Source organism: Limoniibacter endophyticus (genome assembly GCF_014652835.1).
Lineage (GTDB): Bacteria > Pseudomonadota > Alphaproteobacteria > Rhizobiales > Rhizobiaceae > Limoniibacter > Limoniibacter endophyticus.
The window spans coordinates 330,824-352,392 of record NZ_BMZO01000001.1; the positions used below are offsets into that span (position 1 = coordinate 330,824).

General features: G+C 55.9%; 16 protein-coding genes and 2 tRNA genes. 3 read left to right on the plus strand and 15 right to left on the minus strand.

Annotated elements, in window-relative coordinates; genetic code table 11:
* Positions 1 to 8 precede the first annotated feature (8 nt).
* On the plus strand, positions 9 to 533 hold the full coding sequence (locus IE151_RS01720) for a GNAT family N-acetyltransferase (RefSeq protein ID WP_189487232.1): 525 nt from the start codon (positions 9 to 11) through the stop codon (positions 531 to 533).
* A 387-nt stretch (positions 534 to 920) separates the two neighbouring features.
* On the opposite strand, the gene rpoC is transcribed toward IE151_RS01720, so the two are convergent.
* From rpoC to IE151_RS01770, 10 genes are all read right to left on the minus strand, one after another.
* Entirely contained in the window at positions 921 to 5,120 is a 4,200-nt protein-coding gene (gene rpoC, locus IE151_RS01725) for a DNA-directed RNA polymerase subunit beta' (RefSeq protein WP_189487234.1), read from the minus strand.
* Between the two features lie 171 nt (positions 5,121 to 5,291).
* Complete coding sequence (gene rpoB, locus IE151_RS01730) at positions 5,292 to 9,428, minus strand: DNA-directed RNA polymerase subunit beta (protein ID WP_189487236.1); 4,137 nt, start codon at positions 9,426 to 9,428, stop codon at positions 5,292 to 5,294.
* Positions 9,429 to 9,603: 175 nt separating this feature from the next.
* Entirely contained in the window at positions 9,604 to 9,981 is a 378-nt protein-coding gene (gene rplL, locus IE151_RS01735) for a 50S ribosomal protein L7/L12 (protein WP_189487238.1), read from the minus strand.
* 57 nt (positions 9,982 to 10,038) lie between these two features.
* On the minus strand, positions 10,039 to 10,557 hold the full coding sequence (gene rplJ / locus IE151_RS01740) for a 50S ribosomal protein L10 (protein WP_189487240.1): 519 nt from the start codon (positions 10,555 to 10,557) through the stop codon (positions 10,039 to 10,041).
* Positions 10,558 to 10,921: 364 nt separating this feature from the next.
* Complete coding sequence (gene rplA, locus IE151_RS01745; protein WP_189487243.1) at positions 10,922 to 11,623, minus strand: 50S ribosomal protein L1; 702 nt, start codon at positions 11,621 to 11,623, stop codon at positions 10,922 to 10,924.
* A 4-nt stretch (positions 11,624 to 11,627) separates the two neighbouring features.
* Complete coding sequence (gene rplK, locus IE151_RS01750; RefSeq protein WP_189487245.1) at positions 11,628 to 12,056, minus strand: 50S ribosomal protein L11; 429 nt, start codon at positions 12,054 to 12,056, stop codon at positions 11,628 to 11,630.
* Positions 12,057 to 12,220: 164 nt separating this feature from the next.
* Complete coding sequence (gene nusG / locus IE151_RS01755; RefSeq protein WP_189487247.1) at positions 12,221 to 12,748, minus strand: transcription termination/antitermination protein NusG; 528 nt, start codon at positions 12,746 to 12,748, stop codon at positions 12,221 to 12,223.
* A 28-nt stretch (positions 12,749 to 12,776) separates the two neighbouring features.
* Positions 12,777 to 12,980, minus strand: coding sequence for a preprotein translocase subunit SecE (gene secE / locus IE151_RS01760; protein WP_189487249.1), 204 nt, complete (start codon positions 12,978 to 12,980; stop codon positions 12,777 to 12,779).
* A 301-nt stretch (positions 12,981 to 13,281) separates the two neighbouring features.
* Positions 13,282 to 13,357: transfer RNA gene (locus IE151_RS01765), tRNA-Trp, on the minus strand.
* Between the two features lie 117 nt (positions 13,358 to 13,474).
* Positions 13,475 to 14,137 carry a hypothetical protein gene (locus IE151_RS01770; RefSeq protein WP_189487251.1) on the minus strand — a complete coding sequence of 221 codons (663 nt, stop codon included), beginning with the start codon at positions 14,135 to 14,137 and terminating at the stop codon, positions 13,475 to 13,477.
* 575 nt (positions 14,138 to 14,712) lie between these two features.
* Here IE151_RS01770 and IE151_RS01775 point away from each other — a divergent pair.
* Together IE151_RS01775 and IE151_RS01780 are read left to right on the plus strand one after the other, a co-directional pair.
* On the plus strand, positions 14,713 to 15,057 hold the full coding sequence (locus IE151_RS01775) for a hypothetical protein (protein ID WP_189487253.1): 345 nt from the start codon (positions 14,713 to 14,715) through the stop codon (positions 15,055 to 15,057).
* Between the two features lie 81 nt (positions 15,058 to 15,138).
* Positions 15,139 to 15,214, plus strand: a tRNA-Thr gene (locus tag IE151_RS01780).
* A gap of 15 nt (positions 15,215 to 15,229) precedes the next feature.
* Here IE151_RS01780 and IE151_RS01785 read toward each other — a convergent pair.
* The 5 genes from IE151_RS01785 to IE151_RS01805 form a co-directional block, all read right to left on the minus strand.
* Positions 15,230 to 16,156, minus strand: a complete 927-nt coding sequence (locus tag IE151_RS01785) for a 2-hydroxyacid dehydrogenase (protein WP_189487255.1) — start codon at positions 16,154 to 16,156, stop codon at positions 15,230 to 15,232.
* Positions 16,157 to 16,169: 13 nt separating this feature from the next.
* Complete coding sequence (locus tag IE151_RS01790) at positions 16,170 to 17,048, minus strand: ABC transporter permease (protein WP_189487257.1); 879 nt, start codon at positions 17,046 to 17,048, stop codon at positions 16,170 to 16,172.
* A gap of 35 nt (positions 17,049 to 17,083) precedes the next feature.
* Positions 17,084 to 18,034 carry an ABC transporter permease gene (locus tag IE151_RS01795; RefSeq protein ID WP_189487259.1) on the minus strand — a complete coding sequence of 317 codons (951 nt, stop codon included), beginning with the start codon at positions 18,032 to 18,034 and terminating at the stop codon, positions 17,084 to 17,086.
* A 73-nt stretch (positions 18,035 to 18,107) separates the two neighbouring features.
* A complete protein-coding gene (locus IE151_RS01800; protein WP_189487261.1) occupies positions 18,108 to 19,775 on the minus strand; it encodes a peptide ABC transporter substrate-binding protein in 1,668 nt (555 codons plus the stop codon).
* 52 nt (positions 19,776 to 19,827) lie between these two features.
* Positions 19,828 to 21,465, minus strand: a complete 1,638-nt coding sequence (locus IE151_RS01805; protein ID WP_189487263.1) for an ABC transporter ATP-binding protein — start codon at positions 21,463 to 21,465, stop codon at positions 19,828 to 19,830.
* Positions 21,466 to 21,569 lie beyond the last annotated feature (104 nt).

A 21,569-nucleotide genomic window follows, 5' to 3' on the forward strand; every position in this document is an offset into this window, starting at 1 on the left:
AGGCATTCATGCCGGCGCTCATCCTCAGACGGTTAAGGACAAGAGATGCTGAAGCGTATCGCGCAATTCGGCTCGAAGCACTGCGCTTGCACCCGAATTGCTTCGCCTCATCTTTCGAATCCGAAGAGACACAGCCGCTCGCTTTCTTTAAGAAGCGTATCTCCGACAGCACCTTGCTCGGCGCCTTCCTAAATGAAGGACTTGTCGGAACTGCCGGGTTACGCGCCGAGAATTCCGCAAAGATCGAACATGTTGCGCATATTTGGGGCGTCTATGTGCAGTCACACCTACGCGGATACGGCGTCGCAAGCAAGCTAATGTCAGAATTGCTCGTGGCTGCGCGGGGTTATCGGTCGATCCGCCTGACGGTTACGGTAGGCAATGAAGCGGCTTTGGCACTTTACGCCTCGCTTGGTTTTGAGGCAGGGGCCAGAGATCGTGAGGCGCTGAAGGTCAATGATGAGTTTTACGACGAAATCCTGATGCGACTGGACCAGCGGGCACCTTCACTCTACAGCGATGGTATTTGCTGAAGCATGCATCTTTGCGTTGCGGTCGTTGCCTGTCTGGCGCGAAACCTCGCCGATCTATCGAATAACTCCTCCCGCTCAGCCAGATACGGGCGATGCCGTTCAATCCGTCGGCCTATCCCTAGTTGAACCTGTGCGGGAAAATGCGGGCGCAGATCGCATTCATCGTGATCGGTACAGTCTCTGCTAGAGACGATTATAGATCTCTTTCTGAGAGCATCTCCTCCTCCCAAGGATAGAGATGCTCGGCCTAACTGAACAAGAGTATCTTCTTCCCAAAATTCGATCACGCATGCGTATCCCGCAGGCTGTCGATTTTGCACAGAACAAATAAAAAGGCCGCCGAAGTACTCCGGCGGCCTTTCATCTTTTGCGTAGTAGCAAGCAACCTTACTGGTTGCCGTCCGTCATATCTGCAAGCATCGCATCCGCGACATCGCCACCCGAAGCCTGACGACGTGCGTCGAGGATGAGTTCATCGCGTGAAGAGGCAATCCGACGAATCTTGCTCATCGAGCCGCCCGTACCGGCCGGGATGAGACGGCCGACGATGACGTTTTCCTTGAGGCCCTGCAACGTGTCCATCTTACCGGCCACGGATGCTTCGGTGAGCACTCGGGTCGTTTCCTGGAACGATGCAGCCGAGATGAAGGACGGCGTCTGAAGCGATGCCTTGGTGATGCCGAGCAGCACCGGCTGGCCGACAGCAGGCTTCTTGCCTTCTTCTTCCAGCCGCTCATTGACCTCAAGCAACTCCAGCGTATCGACGTGATCACCAGGGATGTAGGTCGAGTCGCCTTGCTCGGTGATCTCGATCTTCTGCAGCATCTGGCGAACAATCACCTCGATGTGCTTGTCGTTGATCATAACGCCCTGCAAACGATAGACTTCCTGGATCTCGTTGACGAGGTAGGAGGCGAGAGCCTCCACGCCACGGATAGCCAGAATGTCATGCGGTGCCGGATTGCCGTCGAGGATGTAGTCGCCCTTCTCGATGACGTCTCCATCCTGAAGATGGAATGGCTTGCCCTTCGGAATGAGATATTCGACCGGCTCTGCACCTTCCTCATGCGGCTCGATGATGATGCGGCGCTTGTTCTTGTAATCGCGACCGAAACGCACGGTACCATCAAGCTCGGCGATGATCGCGTGATCCTTCGGACGACGTGCTTCGAACAGTTCCGCCACGCGCGGCAGACCACCGGTGATGTCCTTGGTCTTGGCGCTTTCCATCGGAATACGCGCCACAACGTCACCTGGAGCCACGGCCGAGCCAGGTTCGACCGAGAGAACCGCATCTACCGACATCTGGAAGCGTGCATCGCCGCCCTTCGACAGCTTCTGCACCTTGCCGTTCGGCCCCATGACGGCAATCGCCGGCTTGAGGTCGTTGCCACGCGGCTTGCCGCGCCAGTCAATGACTTCACGCTTGGTAATGCCGGTCGACTCGTCGGTTGCTTCCTGCATCGAGATACCATCGATCAGGTCTTCGAAGGCGACCGTACCACCGACTTCCGTCAAAATCGGACGGGTATACGGATCCCACTCAGCGATACGCTGACCGCGCTTGACCTTGTCACCGTCGTCAACATAGACGCGGCTACCGTAGGTGACGCGGTGTGAAGCGCGTTCCTTGCCCGCTTCATCGACGATGACGACAGCCATATTGCGGCCCATGACGACCAGATGGCCGTCCGAGTTGCGCACCACGTTGCGGTTGCGGATCTTCACAATACCTTCATACGAAGCTTCCAGGAACGACTGATCGACAACCTGTGCCGTGCCGCCCATGTGGAAGGTACGCATGGTGAGCTGCGTGCCTGGTTCACCGATGGACTGCGCGGCGATGACGCCGACAGCTTCGCCGATGTTGACCGGAGTACCGCGTGCAAGATCGCGACCGTAGCAGACCGAGCAGACACCGCCGCGAACGTCGCAGGTGAGCGCCGAACGGATGCGAACAGACTGGATAGCAGCCTTTTCGATCACTTCGACATCACGCTCATCAATCATTCTGCCGGCAGCAACGAGAACGTCGCCACTGGTCGGATGAATGATGTCTTCGAGCGCCGTACGGCCCAGAACGCGTTGACCAATGGAGGCCACAACCTGACCGGCATCAACGATCGGCTGCATGGTAAGACCCTTGTCAGTTCCGCAATCCGGAACAACGACAATGCAATCCTGGGCAACGTCGACGAGGCGTCGGGTCAGGTAACCCGAGTTCGCGGTCTTAAGAGCCGTATCGGCAAGCCCCTTACGGGCACCATGGGTCGAGTTGAAATATTCAAGAACGGTCAAGCCTTCCTTGAAATTCGAGATAATCGGGGTCTCAATGATCGAACCGTCCGGACGAGCCATCAGGCCGCGCATGCCAGCGAGCTGACGCATCTGCGTCGGCGAACCACGGGCACCGGAGTGGCTCATCATGTAGATCGAGTTCATCTGCTTTTGACGCCCGGTCTCAGCATTGAATTCGACCGCCTTGATGCGGCTCATCATTTCATCGGCGACCTTGTCGGCGCACTTGGCCCACGCATCGACGACCTTGTTATACTTTTCGCCCTGAGTGATCAGGCCATCATTGTACTGCTGCTCGTATTCCTTCACCAACGTATCGGTATCAGTGATAAGCTTTTCCTTTGTGTCAGGGATGAGCATGTCATCCTTGCCGAAGGAAATACCGGCGCGGCAAGCATGGGCAAAACCGAGCTGCATGATGCGGTCACAGAAAATGACCGTCTCTTTCTGACCACAGTGACGATAGACCGTATCGATCATCTTGGAGATGTTCTTCTTGGTCATCTCCTGGTTGCAAATTTCGAACGGAATGTTCGGGTTCTTTGGCAGGAGTTCACCGATGATCAGACGACCTGGGGTCGTGTCATAGATCCTCGCGACGAGCTTGCCATCGGCATCCATCGTCTTGAAACGACCCTTGATCTTGGTGTGATAGGTCACGATGCCGTTGTTAAGCGCATGATGCAATTCGCCCATGTCCGCGAACGCCATGCCCTCGCCCGGCTCTTTCTCGGCCACGATGGACAGATAGTAGAGGCCCAGGACCATGTCCTGTGACGGAACGATGATCGGTGCGCCTGAAGCCGGATGCAGGATGTTGTTTGTCGACATCATAAGCACACGCGCTTCCAGCTGCGCTTCGAGCGACAGTGGAACGTGCACAGCCATCTGGTCACCGTCGAAGTCAGCATTGAATGCCGTACAGACGAGCGGATGCAGCTGGATTGCCTTGCCTTCAATCAGGATAGGTTCGAAGGCTTGGATGCCAAGACGGTGCAGCGTAGGTGCACGGTTCAGAAGAACCGGGTGCTCACGAATGACCTCGTCGAGAATATCCCAGACTTCCGGCTTTTCCTTCTCAACCAGCTTCTTAGCCTGCTTGACCGTGGACGAATAACCTTTAGCGTCAAGACGTGCATAGATGAAGGGCTTGAACAGCTCGAGTGCCATCTTCTTTGGCAGACCGCACTGGTGCAGCTTGAGTTCCGGACCAGTCACGATGACCGAACGACCAGAGTAGTCAACACGCTTGCCGAGCAGGTTCTGGCGGAAACGGCCCTGCTTGCCCTTGAGCATGTCAGAGAGCGACTTCAGTGGACGCTTGTTAGCACCCGTGATGACCCGACCGCGACGACCATTGTCGAATAGCGCGTCGACAGCTTCCTGCAGCATGCGTTTTTCGTTACGCACGATAATGCCCGGAGCGCGCAGCTCGATGAGGCGCTTGAGACGGTTATTGCGGTTGATGACGCGACGATAAAGATCGTTCAGGTCCGACGTCGCGAAGCGACCGCCATCCAGCGGAACCAGCGGACGCAGATCCGGAGGAATAACCGGTACGACGCGCAGAATCATCCATTCCGGACGGTTGCCCGATTCCAGAAAATTCTCGACGATCTTCAGACGCTTCAGAAGTTTCTTCTGTTTCAGGTCGGAAGTCGTAGTCGCAAGTTCGTCGCGCAGTTCGATTGCCGTCGTTTCAAGGTCAATCGAAGCAAGCAACTCATGAATAGCCTCGGCACCGATCAGCGCGGTGAAAGCGTCTTCGCCGTACTCGTCAACAGCCATCATATACTCTTCTTCCGAAAGAAGCTGATGCTCCTTCAGAGCAGAGAGGCCCGGCTCGGTGACGATGTAATTTTCGAAGTAGAGAACGCGCTCGATATCCTTCAGCGTCATGTCGAGCAGCGTGCCGATGCGGCTCGGAAGCGACTTGAGGAACCAGATATGCGCGACCGGAGCGGCGAGCTCGATATGGCCCATGCGTTCACGGCGAACGCGCGACAGCGTAACTTCCACGCCGCACTTTTCGCAAATGACGCCTTTGTATTTCATGCGCTTGTACTTGCCACACAAGCATTCGTAGTCCTTGATCGGACCGAAAATGCGCGCGCAGAACAAGCCATCCCGTTCCGGCTTGAACGTACGATAGTTGATCGTCTCAGGCTTCTTGATTTCGCCGAAAGACCACGACAGAATCTTTTCCGGGCTCGCGATCGAGATCCGGATCGCATCGAAATGCTGAACCGGTGCCTGGGGATTGAAGAGATTCATGACCTCTTGGTTCATGCCGTTCTCCTTTGCGGGACTGCCAGTCCCTTATCCGAACTTGCGGGCGTTTTCGCGGCAGAAGCGAAAGACGCCAATAGCCGCGTGCTAGCGGCTCTGAATTAGAAAGCGTCTCTTCAAAGAGACAGCGGGCGAGCCGCTGGATAGTTCCAACGGCTCTGCCCTAAAGTTTTATTCCGCCGCGTCAGGCAGCTGCATTTGCTGGTCGTCCGACGAGGAATTGACCAGCTCGACATTGAGTCCGAGCGAGCGCATTTCCTTGACGAGAACGTTGAAGCTCTCCGGAATACCTGATTCGAACGTGTCGTCGCCGCGAACGATCGCTTCGTAGACCTTGGTTCGGCCGGCAACGTCGTCCGACTTCACCGTCAGCATTTCCTGGAGCGTATATGCCGCGCCGTATGCTTCCAGTGCCCAGACCTCCATCTCACCGAAGCGCTGGCCGCCGAACTGCGCCTTACCACCGAGCGGTTGCTGGGTGACGAGCGAGTACGGACCGATCGAGCGAGCGTGGATCTTGTCGTCCACCAGGTGGTGCAGCTTGAGCATATAGATATAGCCAACTGTCACCTGACGATCGAAGGGCTCACCTGTACGGCCATCATAGAGCGTAACCTGACCCGACGTGTTCACGCCCGCTTCTTCAAGCATCGCGTTGATGTCGACTTCGGTTGCACCGTCGAAGACCGGTGTTGCGATGGAAACGCCGCGCTTCATCTGATCACCGAGGCGAGCGATGGACTCATCGTCGTAAGAACGCACAGGCTCGTTGCGATCATTGTCCGGGATCAGATTTTCGATCTCGAGACGCAACGGCTGGATGTCACCACCCGAACGGTAGGCTTCCAGAAGGTCGCCGATCTTCTTGCCCATTCCGGCACAGGCCCAACCCAGATGGGTCTCAAGGATCTGGCCAACATTCATGCGCGAAGGCACGCCCAACGGGTTCAGAACGATGTCGACATGCGTACCGTCTTCGAGGAACGGCATGTCTTCCGATGCCATGATGCGCGACACGACACCCTTGTTGCCGTGACGACCTGCCATTTTATCGCCAGGCTGCATCTTGCGTTTCACGGCAACGAAGACCTTGACCATCTTCATCACGCCGGGGGGCATCTCGTCGCCGCGCTGTACCTTTTCGACCTTATCCATGAAGCGCGCTTCGAGCAGCTTCTTGGACTCGTCGTACTGGGCACGCAGAGCTTCAAGATCCGACTGGACCTGCTCGTTGTCGGAGGCAAACTGCCACCACTGCGAGCGCGGGAAATCGCGCAGAAGCTCAGTACTGAGCGTCTGGCCCTTCTTGTAGCCCTTCGGACCTGCAATCGCGTCGATACCAACGAGCATGTCCGAGAGACGCGAGTAGACGTTGCGATCCAGGATCGCCTGTTCGTCGTCACGATCCTTGGCGAGACGCTCGATCTCTTCGCGTTCGATCGCCATTGCACGTTCGTCTTTTTCAACGCCGTGGCGATTGAAGACACGCACTTCGACAACCGTACCGAAGGTGCCGGGCGGCATGCGCATGGAGGTGTCGCGAACGTCGGAAGCCTTTTCACCGAAGATGGCGCGCAGAAGCTTTTCTTCAGGCGTCATCGGGCTTTCGCCCTTCGGAGTGATCTTGCCGACAAGAATGTCGCCAGGCTTCACTTCCGCACCAATGTAAACGATGCCGGCTTCGTCGAGATTCTTCAGCGCTTCTTCCGAAACGTTTGGAATATCACGCGTGATTTCTTCCGGCCCGAGCTTCGTATCGCGGGCAGCAACTTCGAACTCCTCGATGTGGATCGAGGTGAAGACGTCTTCCGACACGATCTTTTCCGAAAGAAGGATCGAATCTTCGTAGTTGTAACCATTCCACGGCATGAACGCGACGAGCACGTTACGGCCGAGCGCGAGATCGCCCAGATCGGTCGACGGACCGTCAGCGATGATGTCACCCTTGTTGATGATGTCACCAACGCGGACAAGCGGACGCTGATTGATACAGGTCGACTGGTTCGAACGCTGGAACTTCTGCAGACGATAGATATCAACGCCTGATTCGGAGGACTTGAGATCTTCCGTAGCGCGGATAACGACACGTGTCGCGTCAACCTGGTCCACTACGCCGCCTCGACGGGCGCCGATAGCAGCACCGGAATCGCGAGCAACGATCGGCTCCATCCCCGTACCCACGAACGGTGCTTCCGCACGTACGAGCGGCACGGCCTGACGCTGCATGTTCGAGCCCATGAGAGCGCGGTTTGCGTCGTCGTTCTCAAGGAACGGAATGAGCGCGGCAGCAACCGAAACCATCTGCTTTGGCGAAACGTCCATCAGGTCGACGTTCTCATTCGGCGTCATCATCACTTCGCCGGAGTGACGGCAAATGACAAATTCCTCAGTGAACTGGCCGTTTTCGTCGAGCTCAGCGTTTGCCTGTGCGACGTAGTGCTTCGCCTCTTCCATCGCCGATAGGTAAACGACTTCGCTCGTCACCTTGCCATTTTTTACGCGACGATACGGGCTTTCGATGAAACCGTACTTGTTGACGCGTGCGAAGGTAGCCAGCGAGTTGATCAGACCGATATTCGGACCTTCCGGCGTTTCAATCGGGCAGATACGGCCGTAGTGCGTGACGTGAACGTCGCGAACTTCGAAGCCGGCGCGTTCACGAGTCAGGCCACCCGGTCCGAGTGCCGAGAGACGACGCTTGTGCGTGACTTCCGACAGCGGATTGGTCTGATCCATGAACTGCGACAGCTGCGAGGACCCAAAGAACTCGCGTACGGCTGCGGCAGCAGGCTTGGCGTTGATCAGATCCTGCGGCATGACGGTGTCGATCTCGATCGACGACATGCGCTCCTTGATCGCACGTTCCATACGCAACAGACCGACGCGATACTGATTTTCCATCAGTTCGCCTACCGAACGAACGCGGCGATTGCCGAGATTGTCGATGTCGTCGATTTCACCCTTGCCGTCACGAAGACCGACAAGGGTCTTGACGACCGCCAGGATGTCTTCCTTGCGCAGAACGCGAACCGTATCGGCGGCATCCAGCTCGAGACGCATGTTCATCTTGACGCGACCGACCGCCGACAGATCATAACGCTCGTCCTGGAAGAACAGCGAATTGAACATGGCTTCAGCGGTTTCAAGCGTGGGCGGCTCGCCCGGACGCATGACGCGATAAATGTCAAACAGCGCGTCCTGGCGGCTTTCGTTCTTGTCGGCTACGAGCGTGTTGCGGATGTAGGCGCCGACATTGACGTGATCGATGTCGAGGACCTTGATTTCCTGCTCGCCAGTGTCCAGCAAAACCTTGAGCGTTTTCTCATCCAGCTCGTCGCCGGCTTCGAGATAGATCTCACCAGTGCCGTAGTTGACGACGTCCTCTGCAAGATAGGAATTGTACAGATCCTCGTCGGTGACGCGGATGTACTTGAGGCCCTTTTCAACCAACTGACGGGCAGTGCGTACCGTGAGTTTCTTGCCTGCTTCCAGAACGACTTCGCCGGTTTCGGCATCGATCATGTCGTTATTTGTCTTGTATGACCGAAAACGAGCTGCATCGAAAGGAATGCGCCAGCTATCGCCATCACGCTGGTAGCTAATCTTGTTATAGAACGTATCGAGGATTTCCTCGCCGTCCATGCCAAGGGCCATGAGAAGCGACGTGACCGGCAGCTTGCGGCGACGGTCAATACGCGCATGCACGATGTCCTTGGCATCGAACTCGATATCGAGCCAGGAGCCACGATACGGGATGACGCGCGCGGCAAAGAGCAGCTTGCCGGACGAATGCGACTTGCCGCGGTCGTGGTCGAAGAACACACCAGGCGAACGGTGCATCTGCGATACGATGACGCGCTCCGTGCCGTTGACGATAAACGTACCGTTCATCGTCATGAGCGGCATGTCGCCCATATATACGTCTTGTTCCTTGATGTCCTTGATCGACTTCGTGCCGGTGTCTTCGTCAATATCGAACACGATAAGACGCAGCGTCACCTTAAGTGGCGCTGCGTAAGTCAGATCGCGCTGACGGCATTCGTCGACGTCGAACTTCGGCTGTTCGAACTCGTACTTGACGAACTCGAGCATTGCCGTGCCCGAGAAATCCTCAATCGGGAAGACCGATTTGAAGACGGACTGCAAACCCTCATTGGCCCGACCGCCTTCCGGCTCGTCTACCATGAGGAACTGATCATAGGATGCTTTTTGAACCTCGATGAGGTTCGGCATCTGTGCAACTTCCGGAATGTTTCCGAAAACCTTACGAATGCGTCTGCGGCCATTGAAGGTTTGGGTCTGGGCCATCGTCGCTCCTTGCTGCTTTTGGCTCGCCTAGCCAAATCACCGACCGCGCGGCACGGTCTGTAGAGACAGGTATAAAACCCGTTTTCGAAAGACCGGCTTACGGACTTTGGAAAAGGGGTTTTCGTTCATTCAGAGGTGGAAGGCGGCCAGCAAGCCGCCCTCCGGCAAACCGAAATTACTTCAGTTCAACCTTTGCACCGGCACCTTCGAGCTGAGCCTTCAGCTTCTCGGCTTCATCCTTGGCAACGCCTTCCTTGACGGCCTTCGGAGCGCCTTCAACGAGGTCCTTAGCTTCCTTCAGGCCGAGACCCGTGATAGCGCGGACTTCCTTGATGACGTTGATCTTGTTTGCGCCTGCGTCAGCGAGAACGACGTCGAATTCGGTCTTCTCTTCAGCAGCAGCAGCAGGAGCAGCGCCACCGGCAGCAGCAGCAACTGCAACAGGAGCAGCAGCCGAAACGCCCCACTTTTCTTCGAGCATCTTGGAAAGCTCAGCAGCTTCCAAAACGGTCAGCGCGGACAGGTCTTCAACGATTTTGGCGAGATCAGCCATTTTTTACATTCCTTGGTAAGTTCGAACAGTTGTTTATTTTGATAGCAAGGACCGCGCTCACGCAGCCTCGTCCTTCCGGGCATAAGCGCCAAACACGCGTGCGAGCTGACCCGCCGGTGCGTTGACGACCTGTGCGATCCGGGTTGCAGGGGTAGAGATCATACCCACCAGCTTTGCACGCAACTCGTCGAGCGACGGCATGGTGGCCAAAGCCTTCACGCCGGTTTCGTCGAGAACGGTCGTACCCATTGCGCCGCCGAGAATGACAAGCTTGTCATTACCCTTGGCGAATTCGGATGCGACCTTCGGTGCAACAATCGGATCGTCCGAGTAGGCAATCAGCGTCTGTCCTTGGAACAGGTTCTGAATGCCTTCGGAAGGCGTACCCTGAAGGGCGATTTTGGCGAGACGGTTCTTCGCGACTTTTACGGTGCCGCCGGCTTCACGCATCTTGGAACGAAAATCGTTCATCTGCGCAACCGTGATACCGGCGTAGTGGGCCACAACAACCGAACCCGTGTCCTGCAGGACCGAATTCAGTTCAGTGACGAATTCGCGTTTTTCCGCTCTTTCCACTGCCTATCTCCAGTTGATGCCTGGTTTGACCCAGTCATCGGTTGCCTTTGTCGCGCGGGCACCATTCATACGAAAGATCACCCGAGCGACGCTCGATGATCCTGCCCCCTTTCCCTACTGCTCTCACAAGGAGCGCAATCGACAAAAGGCCAACACGGTTCGAACCTTACGTGTGGAACTTAACGTTCCGCTTGTTCGGTTTCTCACCCGCCTATGCAGGCTCGGGTAGAATTAAGGCGAGCCGCCTGCAGTCTTGGACAGGATATTCCGGAAGTCTCCTTCCGGTACCGGACATTTCCATACGGAACTGCCGGAATTCAGTGACCGGTCGGGCAACGATAACACCGCCTGACCGGAAAACTTATCAGGATGCGGCGTCGAGCGTCGCGACGTCGATCTTCACACCCGGACCCATGGTCGAGCTCAGAGAAACTCGACGAACGTAAACGCCCTTTGCACCGGCTGGCTTTGCACGGTTGACGGCATCCGAAAGAGCGCGAACGTTTTCAGCAAGCGCCTTGGTGTCGAACGAAACCTTGCCAACACCAGCGTGAATGATGCCGGCTTTCTCGACGCGAAACTCGACAGCGCCACCCTTGGAAGCCTTGACAGCAGCAGCAACGTCGGTGGTCACAGTACCGACCTTCGGATTAGGCATCAGGCCACGCGGGCCAAGCACCTTGCCGAGACGACCGACCAGCGGCATCATATCCGGCGTAGCAATGCAGCGGTCGAAATTCAGTTCGCCCTTCTGCATGGATTCAACCAGATCTTCCGCGCCAACAATGTCCGCACCGGCAGCCTTGGCTTCATCAGCCTTGTCGCCACGAGCGAACACAGCAACGCGAACGTCACGACCCGTGCCGTTTGGCAGGTTAGCAACGCCGCGAACCATCTGGTCCGCATGGCGCGGATCAACGCCGAGATTCATCGCAATTTCGATGGTCTCGTCGAACTTCGCGCTGGCGCGTTCCTTCAGAAGCGCGATGGCTTCGTCGAGTGTATAGGCCTTGTCGAAATCAATTCCTTCGCGAGCCTTGGCAGTACGCTTTGCAATCTTAGCCATCGTATCAGCCCACCACTTCCAGGCCCATCGAACGGGCGGAACCTTCAACCATACGCATCGCGGCTTCGACGTCGTTGGCGTTCAGGTCTTTCATCTTCGCTTCAGCAATCTCACGAACCTTGTCGCGGCTGATCTGACCGGCTGAAGCTTTGCCGGGAGTCTTGGAGCCGCTCTTCAGGTTCGCTGCCTTCTTGAGGAAGTAGCTGACCGGAGGGGTCTTCATCGCGAACGTAAAGGACTTGTCCTGGTAGTAGGTAATGACGACCGGGATCGGCGATCCCTTTTCCATTTCCTGCGTAGCGGCATTGAAGCCCTTGCAGAATTCCATGATATTAATGCCACGCTGACCAAGCGCAGGACCGATCGGGGGCGACGGCGTCGCGGAACCCGCAGGAACCTGAAGCTTGAGCTGGCCTGCAATTTTCTTAGCCATATCTCATCTGCCTTCATCTAACCGGCGAACCGGCGTTGCAGTCTGGTGGTTCGATTTTATGTGACAGGCTAACGCCACATGCCTCTCCCACCGCTCTTATTGCCACACAATGCAGAAGCACCATGCAGAAACCGCCCGCGCGAACGCAGGCGAAACCTTATCCCTCAGACCTTGTCGACCTGAGAAAACTCCAGATCAACGGGCGTCGCGCGACCAAAGATCGAAACTTCGACTTTAAGACGCGAACGCTCTTCATCAACCTCCTGAACAACACCGTTAAACGACGCGAACGGACCATCAGAAACGCGGACGTTTTCACCGATCTCGAAACTGACCGAATGCTTCGGACGCTCAACACCCTCCTGCACCTGCCCCAGAATGCGATCGGCTTCCGAATCCGGGATAGGAACCGGACGCGAGTCACCAAGGAAACCGGTGACACGCGGTGTATTCTTGATGAGGCTGAACACCTCGTCGGTCAACTCTGCACGAACCAGAACATAACCGGGAAAAAACTTGCGCTCCGAATCAACCTTGCGGCCGCGGCGCACTTCGACAACCTTTTCGGTCGGCACGAGAATCTTTTCCAGAAGATGATCAAGACCCTTCTGACGAGCCTTGTTCTCGATGTCCTCAGCGACCTTCTTTTCGAAATTCGAATAGGCGTTGACGATGTACCAGCGCACTGCCATTTGCGATTCTATCTCCGTCTTGAGCGTTTCAGCGACCAATGCCGAGGATCAGTTCGACAGCAAGGCCCATCAACTGATCGGCAGCGAAGAAGAAGATCGCAGCCAGAAAAGCGAAGATCAGAACCATGATCGTCGAAATCATCGTCTCACGACGCGACGGCCACGACACCTTCGCGGTCTCGCTCTTGACCTGCTGAAAGAATACGAATGGATTCTTGGTTTTCGACGCCATGACCGCTCATCGAGACGCCGAAACGCCTCACCATTAGCCCGTTACCGGGAAGATTTCCTTAAGGCTCAATCCGCAGCTCGAATCAGCAACGAGATTTAACCATGAACACAAGGCGCGTAGAACCAATTACAGGCTCTGCGCACCTTGATCTGAACCACTCAATAATGACGATTCTTCTTTTCCGCAAGGGTTAAATTTGCAGATTTACCCAACATCGCGCGAAACGCATAGATGCATGACGTTAATGGCGGATTTGTGACTACGATCCCCCGAACCTTCTGAATGGTGCAGAAAACCGAAATGGCAGGGGCAGCAGGGCTCGAACCCGCGACCTGCGGTTTTGGAGACCGCCGCTCTACCAACTGAGCTATACCCCTTCGCAAGAGGCATTTCAACAGCGCCTCGTGAAGACAGCGGCTTCATAATCCAGTTCGGTTCTCCATGACAAGCCTTTTATGATCCCTTGTCGACAAAAAACTTTGAGTATAGGCGAGCTACCATCGCCAACCATAGCTGGCGCGGGCCGAAGCTTCCCTTTCATCCCTAGCGGGATTGTTGAGTGTCAGATTGAGATTGACGTTCTGCAACGCATTTTGCTCAATCGAAAGACTATTTGTCACGTCCGTATTGTTACTCGAGATTGAGCTACGCGCCACGATCGCGGTCTTTGTTTCGGGTACACTGAGGCGCACGGACTGGGAAGCGTTCGCGTCGTGGCAATAAGCCTCATAGCTGTTACATTGGAGGGTGAGATTGCGCACGACCTCGACGTCGAGTTTCTCAGTTGCAATCCATCGACGCATCCGCTTGATGCTGATCTGCCCACGGCCCGATCGTGTGTCTACATTGAGATCGAGTTCGCGACGCACCGTCCGCCCATGCTCCACTGCCTCATCAACAGCCCTGCCCCAGACAGCGACGCGAGCGGCATTTTCTACCAACTTGCCGTGCTTGTCAGCAGCAAGGGAAAAATCAGTTCCGCCTGAGGCTTGCCACCCGTTCTGATAGTTAATGCCACTACGGACTTTATAAGCGCTATCATTGAGCTTGGAGGGCACCCATACATAAGCCCTTTCCTGCGCGACGGTCGAGGAAGAAAAGTTTGCGACAAACAATGCGAGAGTGGCCATCTGCGCCACTTTACGCGCCTGTTTCATTTCTGCATATCCTTGGGTTTGTTACGGGATGTCCCATCCGACACGCGTCTCAAATCGCGAAGAACCGCCGCAACAGAACAGGAAACGGGGGCGCCGATCCCTGTTCTCGCCATGTTACGATTTTAACATTTCGTAACAGTACGTGATAAATGTGATTATCCCGCGGACAATCTATGGCGATATTCAGGCAGAAAAATCCGCTACGGGCTTCTCCCCACGGTTGCTACTTTGCATACCGTGCCTGAGCGGGCAACCATTATGCCCAGAGAAGAAAGAGCGTGAAACGGTTCCTGATTTTTCGCCCCCCTTAAAGCAGCGGCCGTGTGGAATAACTGGACCTGTAATTCGAGCCGTAGCAGGCTCGATCTGACCTCCATCACAAGGAATACCCAAATATCGCGTGCGCCATGAGTTTCGAACCGTCGAGCTTCACTCAGGGACGGGCCTGAAAGCCAGACAACTGATGCGCTCACGAACCACGCACCTGCATCGATGGCCGTCCTTTGCCGGAAAAGGTCCTGGGGATGTCGGAACGTAACGCCGCGCAGCTGGTTGAATTCGGAAAGGAGACGATCATGCCTGGACTAATTCATAGCCTGATAGCGGAGTTGAAACCGCGATGGCTGCACGACAAGCAGGAAGAAACCCTGGCGTTTCCCCGCGAGAATCAGGACGATCCGCCTATGCCCGCACCGACCTGGAAACCGGATATCAGCGAACCGCCAATAGAACCGGAGAGCGACGAGACGGAAGAGATCATACCACCCGTGAAAAGAAGAGAGATTCGCGATCCGGAAAATAATAATCCGCGGCTCCGCCCCAGCCCCCATTCTGTGGCTGAATCAGGTGACACTCATCCATACCGACAGCGTCAGGAAGAGATTAATACGCTCGACAAACAAGAAACTCGGGCCAGGTAGATCGGACCGACGTGCAAAACTGCGTAGCCAGCCACGCTTTCTCTTTACAGCGTCGTAAATTATGCTAGGGAAGCGCCCATTGCCCTTGTAGCTCAGCTGGTAGAGCAGCGGTTTTGTAAACCGAAGGTCGCGGGTTCGATTCCTGCCGGGGGCACCAGTTCTCTTTCACCGTTCAATATCCACGTTCGAGTTTCACGATTCCTCGCATCGGCTCCCCCACCCGATAGTAGTGCAGATTGGTCGCGATTGCATTGGCCAGCATTTCGACGCGCGTGATGCAGGCGACATGCGGAGTCAAGATAATCTTAGGATGATGCCAGATCGGATGATCTTGCGGCAGAGGTTCCGGATCGACGACGTCGAGAAAGGCCGAGCGCAGGTGGTCGTTGTCGAGTGCATTCAAGAGATCGTCTTGCTGGAGATGCTGTCCACGCCCGGCGTGGACAAGCGATGCACCCTTCGGCAATTGCGCAAACAGCGTCTTGTTCAGGATGCCGCGCGTCTCTTCCGTCAAAGGAAGCAGGCAAACAAGAATATCGAGAGAGGAAAGAAACGCCGCGATCTGATCCGGCCCATGGAAACACGCTACGCCGTCGATCTCGCGTTTGCTGCGTGCCCAACCTGAGCGCTGGAAACCTAAACGCCCCAATATATCAAGCGCTCCCCGCCCAAGTTCGCCAAGCCCCATGACGCCGACGCGACGCTCGCTTGCAGGCGGTGGAACCGAAACCTGCTTCCAGACGGCAGCTTTCTGCTGCGCGACATAGGCGGGCAGATCGCGGTGGACGCTCAGGACGCCCATCGTCACATATTCCTGCATCATTGCAGTCAGCCCGGAATCCACGAGACGAACGAGCGTCGCGCCTTTCGGAACACCCGTTTGAATGAATTGATCGACTCCCGCCCCCACGGAGAAGATGATTTCCAGATTGGAGAAGCGCTCGAGGTTTTCTGGTATCTTCCAGGTTAGAAGATAGCGAACGTCACTGGCAGCGAAATCCTCATCCGGCAAGACAAGCCGTTCGTTCGGCACGATCGCAGCAAAACATTGACGCAGCTTTTCGCCCCGTTCTCTGTCGATATTCGCAAGAAGCGCCATGGTTTTCGAAACCCTACATATGATCGCTGCGAACGTCGAGCGCGTCGCGCAAGCCGTCACCGATGAAATTAAAACTCGTTACAGCAATGGTGATGGTGATACCCGGAATGATGGCGAGCCATGGCGCAGTCGAAAGATATTGCTGCGCGCCATTCAACATGTTGCCCCAGCTCGGCAGTGGCGGCTGAATGCCATAGCCAAGGAAGCTCACATAAGCTTCAAGCAGGATAGCGCGCGCGACGGTCAAGGTCGCGGCAACAATGATCGGACCCATTGCGTTCGGCAATATCTCACGGAACATGATATGCGCGCTACTCAAGCCGATCATGCGGCTGGCCTGCACGAAGTCGCGCTCGCGCAGGGAACGCACTTCCGCCTCGACGATACGTGCAACCTCCATCCAACTCGTCAGCGCAATGATGACGGTGATCATGATCGGTGTAGGCTGCAGGAGGGCAGCGAGCGCTAGAAGCAGAAAGATTGACGGAAAGGACAGAAACGCGTCGACAAAGCGCATCAAAGTTGCGCCGATCGCGCCGCCAAAGTACCCCGAAACAACGCCGATGACTGTGCCGACAACGGTAGATAGCAGCATCGCGAAGAAGCCAACGAGCAGCGAAATGCGCCCAGCTTCGAGAAGACGCGCGGCAATGTCGCGCCCCAGTGGATCGGTTCCGAGGAAATGATAGCCTGTGAGCGGCGGTGCGAAGCGGGCCCGCAAGTCGATATAGAGCGAGTCATACGGAAGAAGGTAGGGGCCGATTACACAAGCCAATGTCAGCAAGGTAATCATGACGAGACCGATGATCGCGAGCTTGTGACGGGCAAAGCGACGCACGCCACGGCTGCGCCACCACGGCGTGGATGCGGGGGATGTGGCGATAACGCTCATGATACTGTTTCCTGCTTATGCGCGTTCATGAAGCATCAGCCGACGCGGATGCGTGGATCGACCATTGCGACGAGAAGATCGGCGATGAGATTTCCCAGCAGCACGAGAATGGCTGAGACCATGAGAAGCCCCATCACAACGGGGTAATCGCTATAGCCAAGACTATCGAGGAAAAGACGTCCCATGCCCGGCCATGTGAAGACGGTCTCGGTGACGAGCGCGCCGCCGAGGATGCTCGGCAGTTGCATACCAGCCAGCGTGATCATCGGCACCAGCGCGTTGCCTACGACGTGCTTCATCAGCACACGTTTTTCGGTGAGGCCCTTGGCACGTGCGGTCTTGACAAAATCCTGGTTGATGACGTCCAGCGTGGCCGTGCGCATGTAGCGACTCCAGATTGCAACGTTGACCAGCGAGAGCACGAGACTTGGCATGATCAGATGGTGCACATAGTTCAGAAACGAGCCATTGCCGATCGTGTACATGTTACCGGCTGGCAGCCAGCCCAGTTCCAGGGTGAAGATATAGATCCCGACGAGGCCGAACCAGAAAGTGGGGATCGACAGGGCGACCATTGCGCCAATCGTGGCGGCATAGTCGAACATTGAGTAGCGGTGCGTTGCACCGCGAATGCCTATCCACGTACCGATGGCGATCGAAAACGCGGTGGATGTCCCCATTAGAAGCAGAGTAGCGAAAATGTGGCGACCAATGACCTCGAGCACCGGCTGGCCGTCGCGATAGGAGGTTCCCCAGTCGCCCTGCAGGAGTCGCCAGCCCCACTCGAGATATTGCACCGGCAATGGCCGGTTCAGACCCATCTGCTCGGCAATGCGATCCATCGCCTCCTGCGTCATACCGGGCGTCAGCGCAAATTGCGAAAGCGGTCCGCCAGGTGTCAAATTGAGCACGGCAAAGCCGATGATCGAAACGATCACCAGCAGAATGAGGCTCTGCCACAGGCGATTGAGGAGATATCCCGCCATGATCTGATTCCTGCAATTAATATAAATAGATAGACCGACGGCACAGGGAACGTGCCGCCGGCATGTGGCGAAGTCAGCTCGCCCAGTAGTAGGCAGCGGTATTCCAGGTATCGATACGCGTATTGATATTCGGCTCTACGCCCTCGATTCCTTCTTTGCGACCCCTTACCGTCATATTCTGATAGAGTGGCAGAAGCGGAAGATCGGCACGGATTTTCTCCTGCACCTGACGATAAATAGCCTTGCGGGCTTCCTGGTCGAACGTCTTGCCACCTTCTTCCAATAGCGCGTCCACTTCCGGATTTTTGTACTGGCCATTATTGGCGCCCCGTCCTCCTTGCGCTGGAATCGCGTCGGAGTGGAACCGGGAGGTGACGTCGGGATCTGCGCCTATCATGAAGATGACACTCACCAGAACGCTGTCGAACTGCGACTGCGTCCAGAATTCCCCCCACATGACGGCGGGCGGCAGGTTCGATATTTTCATCTCGACGCCGATTTCGGCAAGTGACTGCTGAATGAACTGCTGCGCCTGTTCTCTCAGATGATTTCCCGACGTCGTGGAATTGGTGAAGGAGAGACGTACGCCGTCCTTCTCGCGAATACCGCCAGCCCCCGGCACCCAACCCGCTTCGTCAAGCAACTGCTTGGCCTTCTCCGGATCATATTCCTGCTTTGGAAGGTCCGGATTATAATAGGCCGATTCTTGCGGCATATAGGTTTCCGTGGGCGTCGGCAGACCGTAATAGAGCGCGTCGATGATCGTCTGCTTGTCGATCGCGGCATATATCGCCTGGCGAACGGCGAGTTCCTTGAACTGCGGACGCTCCAGATTGAGATAGACGGACTCGATGCTGGCCGTTGGAACTGTCGTTATGACCTTGCCTGGAAGGGTTTTGGCTTCCTCGTAATTGTCCGGCGTAATATATTGCGAACCGATGATGTCGATGTCACCGCTTTTGAACTGTGTGTAGAGGACCGTGAGATCGGGAATATACTTATAGATCAAACGTTCGATATATGGCCCTTCGCCATAATATTCTGGATTTGCTACGACCTCTATATGATCCCCCGCAACGCGGCTTGCCCATTTGAAAGGGCCAGTACCGATCGGAGCATTATTAAAAGGCGCGGTATTGGGATCTTCCGCCTCTCCAAGAATATGTTTAGGAACGATAAAGGTGTCCGCTAGGAACGAAAGATAGGGAGCGAACGCGCTCTCCATTTTCCACGTAATCTCTGTCGGCGAGACTACAGTGATGTCCTTCACCAGCGTGTGGCCGGTGGTGCGCCAGCTGCGGAAATTCGGGTTGACGATCAGTTCCAGTGTGTATTTGACATCCTCGGCCGTAAAGGGCGTTCCATCGTGCCATTTCACATCATCCCGTACCTTGACGCGCCAATCCAGGCCGTCCTCGGAAATGCCGCCATTTTCCACGGATGGCACTTCCGCCGCCAAAGCTGGCTGAAACGAGCCGTCCGGCCCAATGCGAAAGAGAGCGTCAAACAATGAGAAATGAACGCCATCGTCAACTTCGATGCGCGGCATCAATGGGTTGAACACGGTTGGCTCTTGCGAGAAACCAACGACAATGCGTCCCGTAGGCGTCGCTGGCGGTGTCGCGGCGAAAGCAGGCTTTCCCAAGAGGGCTGGTGCGAATATGGCAGCAGCGCCGGAAAACCCCATGAACTTGAGGGCGTCGCGGCGAGTGGCGGTGTATCTGGATGGCTGATCGGTCATGCGAATGTTCCCCTAGCTTTTTACAGTTCGTCAGACGATTTGCGTATTGATTTCAGGCCGCGACGTTTTCTCCAGGAATCGCTGCGACAAGCTCCTGCGTGTAGGCGGATTGCGGATTGCGGAAAATTTGCGAGGGCGGTCCCTGTTCCACGATATGACCGCGCTGCATAACCACGATCTCGTCACAAATCTGGCTGGCGACGCGTAGATCATGCGTGATGAAGATCATGGAGACACCTGTTTCGCGCTGGATCTGATCGAGCAGCTTGAGGATCTGCGCCTGGATCGAGACGTCGAGCGCCGAGACAGCCTCGTCGGCGATCAAGAGCTTCGGCTTGAACATCAACGCTCGGGCAATGCCGACGCGTTGGCGTTGCCCACCAGAAAATTCATGTGGGTAGCGCTCAAATGCACCACTATCCAGACCGACATGCTCGAGCAACGCCCTCGCCTGCCGGCTCGCTTCCTTATAGGACACCCCGTGGGAAACAGGTCCCACCGTTAAAATATGACCAATGGTAGAGCGTGGATTGAGCGAGGCGAAGGGATCTTGGAAGATCATCTGGATTTGCGGGCGAAGCGCACGGAATTCCGCTTCCTTCATCTGAGCGATGTCCTGTCCATCGAACAATATCCGCCCGCCATCACTATCCATCAGCTTAACAAGAAGACGTCCGAGCGACGATTTGCCCGACCCGCTCTCGCCGACAATGCCAAGCGTTCTGCCGGGCTGCAGCGTGAAAGAAGCCTCCTGCACAGCCTTGACGGCCCGTTCCTTGCCGAAGAATTTGCTACCGCTACGATATTCCTTTGACAGACGTTCCACGGCCATGATGGGTTCGGAGACTTCGCCCGGTTCATGCGCCCGATCATTTTCAGAAAGGCGCGGCACGGCGGCAATGAGTCGTTTAGTATAGGGATGTTCCGGGCTTTGGAGGACTTTTTCAGCCGTCCCCTGTTCAACGATGTGGCCCTTTTCCATGACGATCACACTATCGGCAATCTCGGCGACAACGCCGAAATCATGGGTGATGAACATGACACTCATACCTTTGCGGCGCTGAATATCGCGGATCAGGTCGAGTATTTGCGCCTGAGTAGTGACATCCAGTGCCGTCGTGGGCTCATCGGCAATGAGAATGGTCGGCTCCAGTGCCAGAGCCATGGCGATCATTACGCGCTGACGCTGTCCCCCCGAGAGACGGAATGGATACTGATGATACATCAACTCCGGCTCTGGAAGGCCAACCTCCTTCAGCAGCGCGAGAGAACGGGTGCGACGGCTTTCGCGCGCCCCTTCGCCATGCGCCAGCATGACTTCCTCAATCTGTTCGCCAACGGTCATCAGCGGATTAAGCGCGGAAAGCGGATCCTGGAAGATCATCGAAACCACGCGACCACGAATGCTTCGGAACGTCGCTGGCGAGGCATGCGTCAGATCAAGATCGCCACAGGTGATACTGCCTTCAGAGATATTGATCACCCTCGGAAGAAGCCCCATCACAGCATTCGCGGTCACTGACTTGCCTGAACCGGACTCTCCAATGATACAGAGGATCTGGCCCGCTTTCAGGTCGAAGGAAATATCCTTGACCGCGTGCTTACGCTCCATGCCCTTCGGCAGGTCCACGGTCAGATTGCGGACGGCAAGCGCAACTTTGGAGCCAACTGTAGCGTCACGATTTTCCATCCCTGAACACCCCTCTTGTTTTTTTCATTTTTCTTGGATGATACGCGTATATTGAAAATTTTGACAAGAGCGATTTGAACGGCTTCTGTCGGTAAATTTTAAAA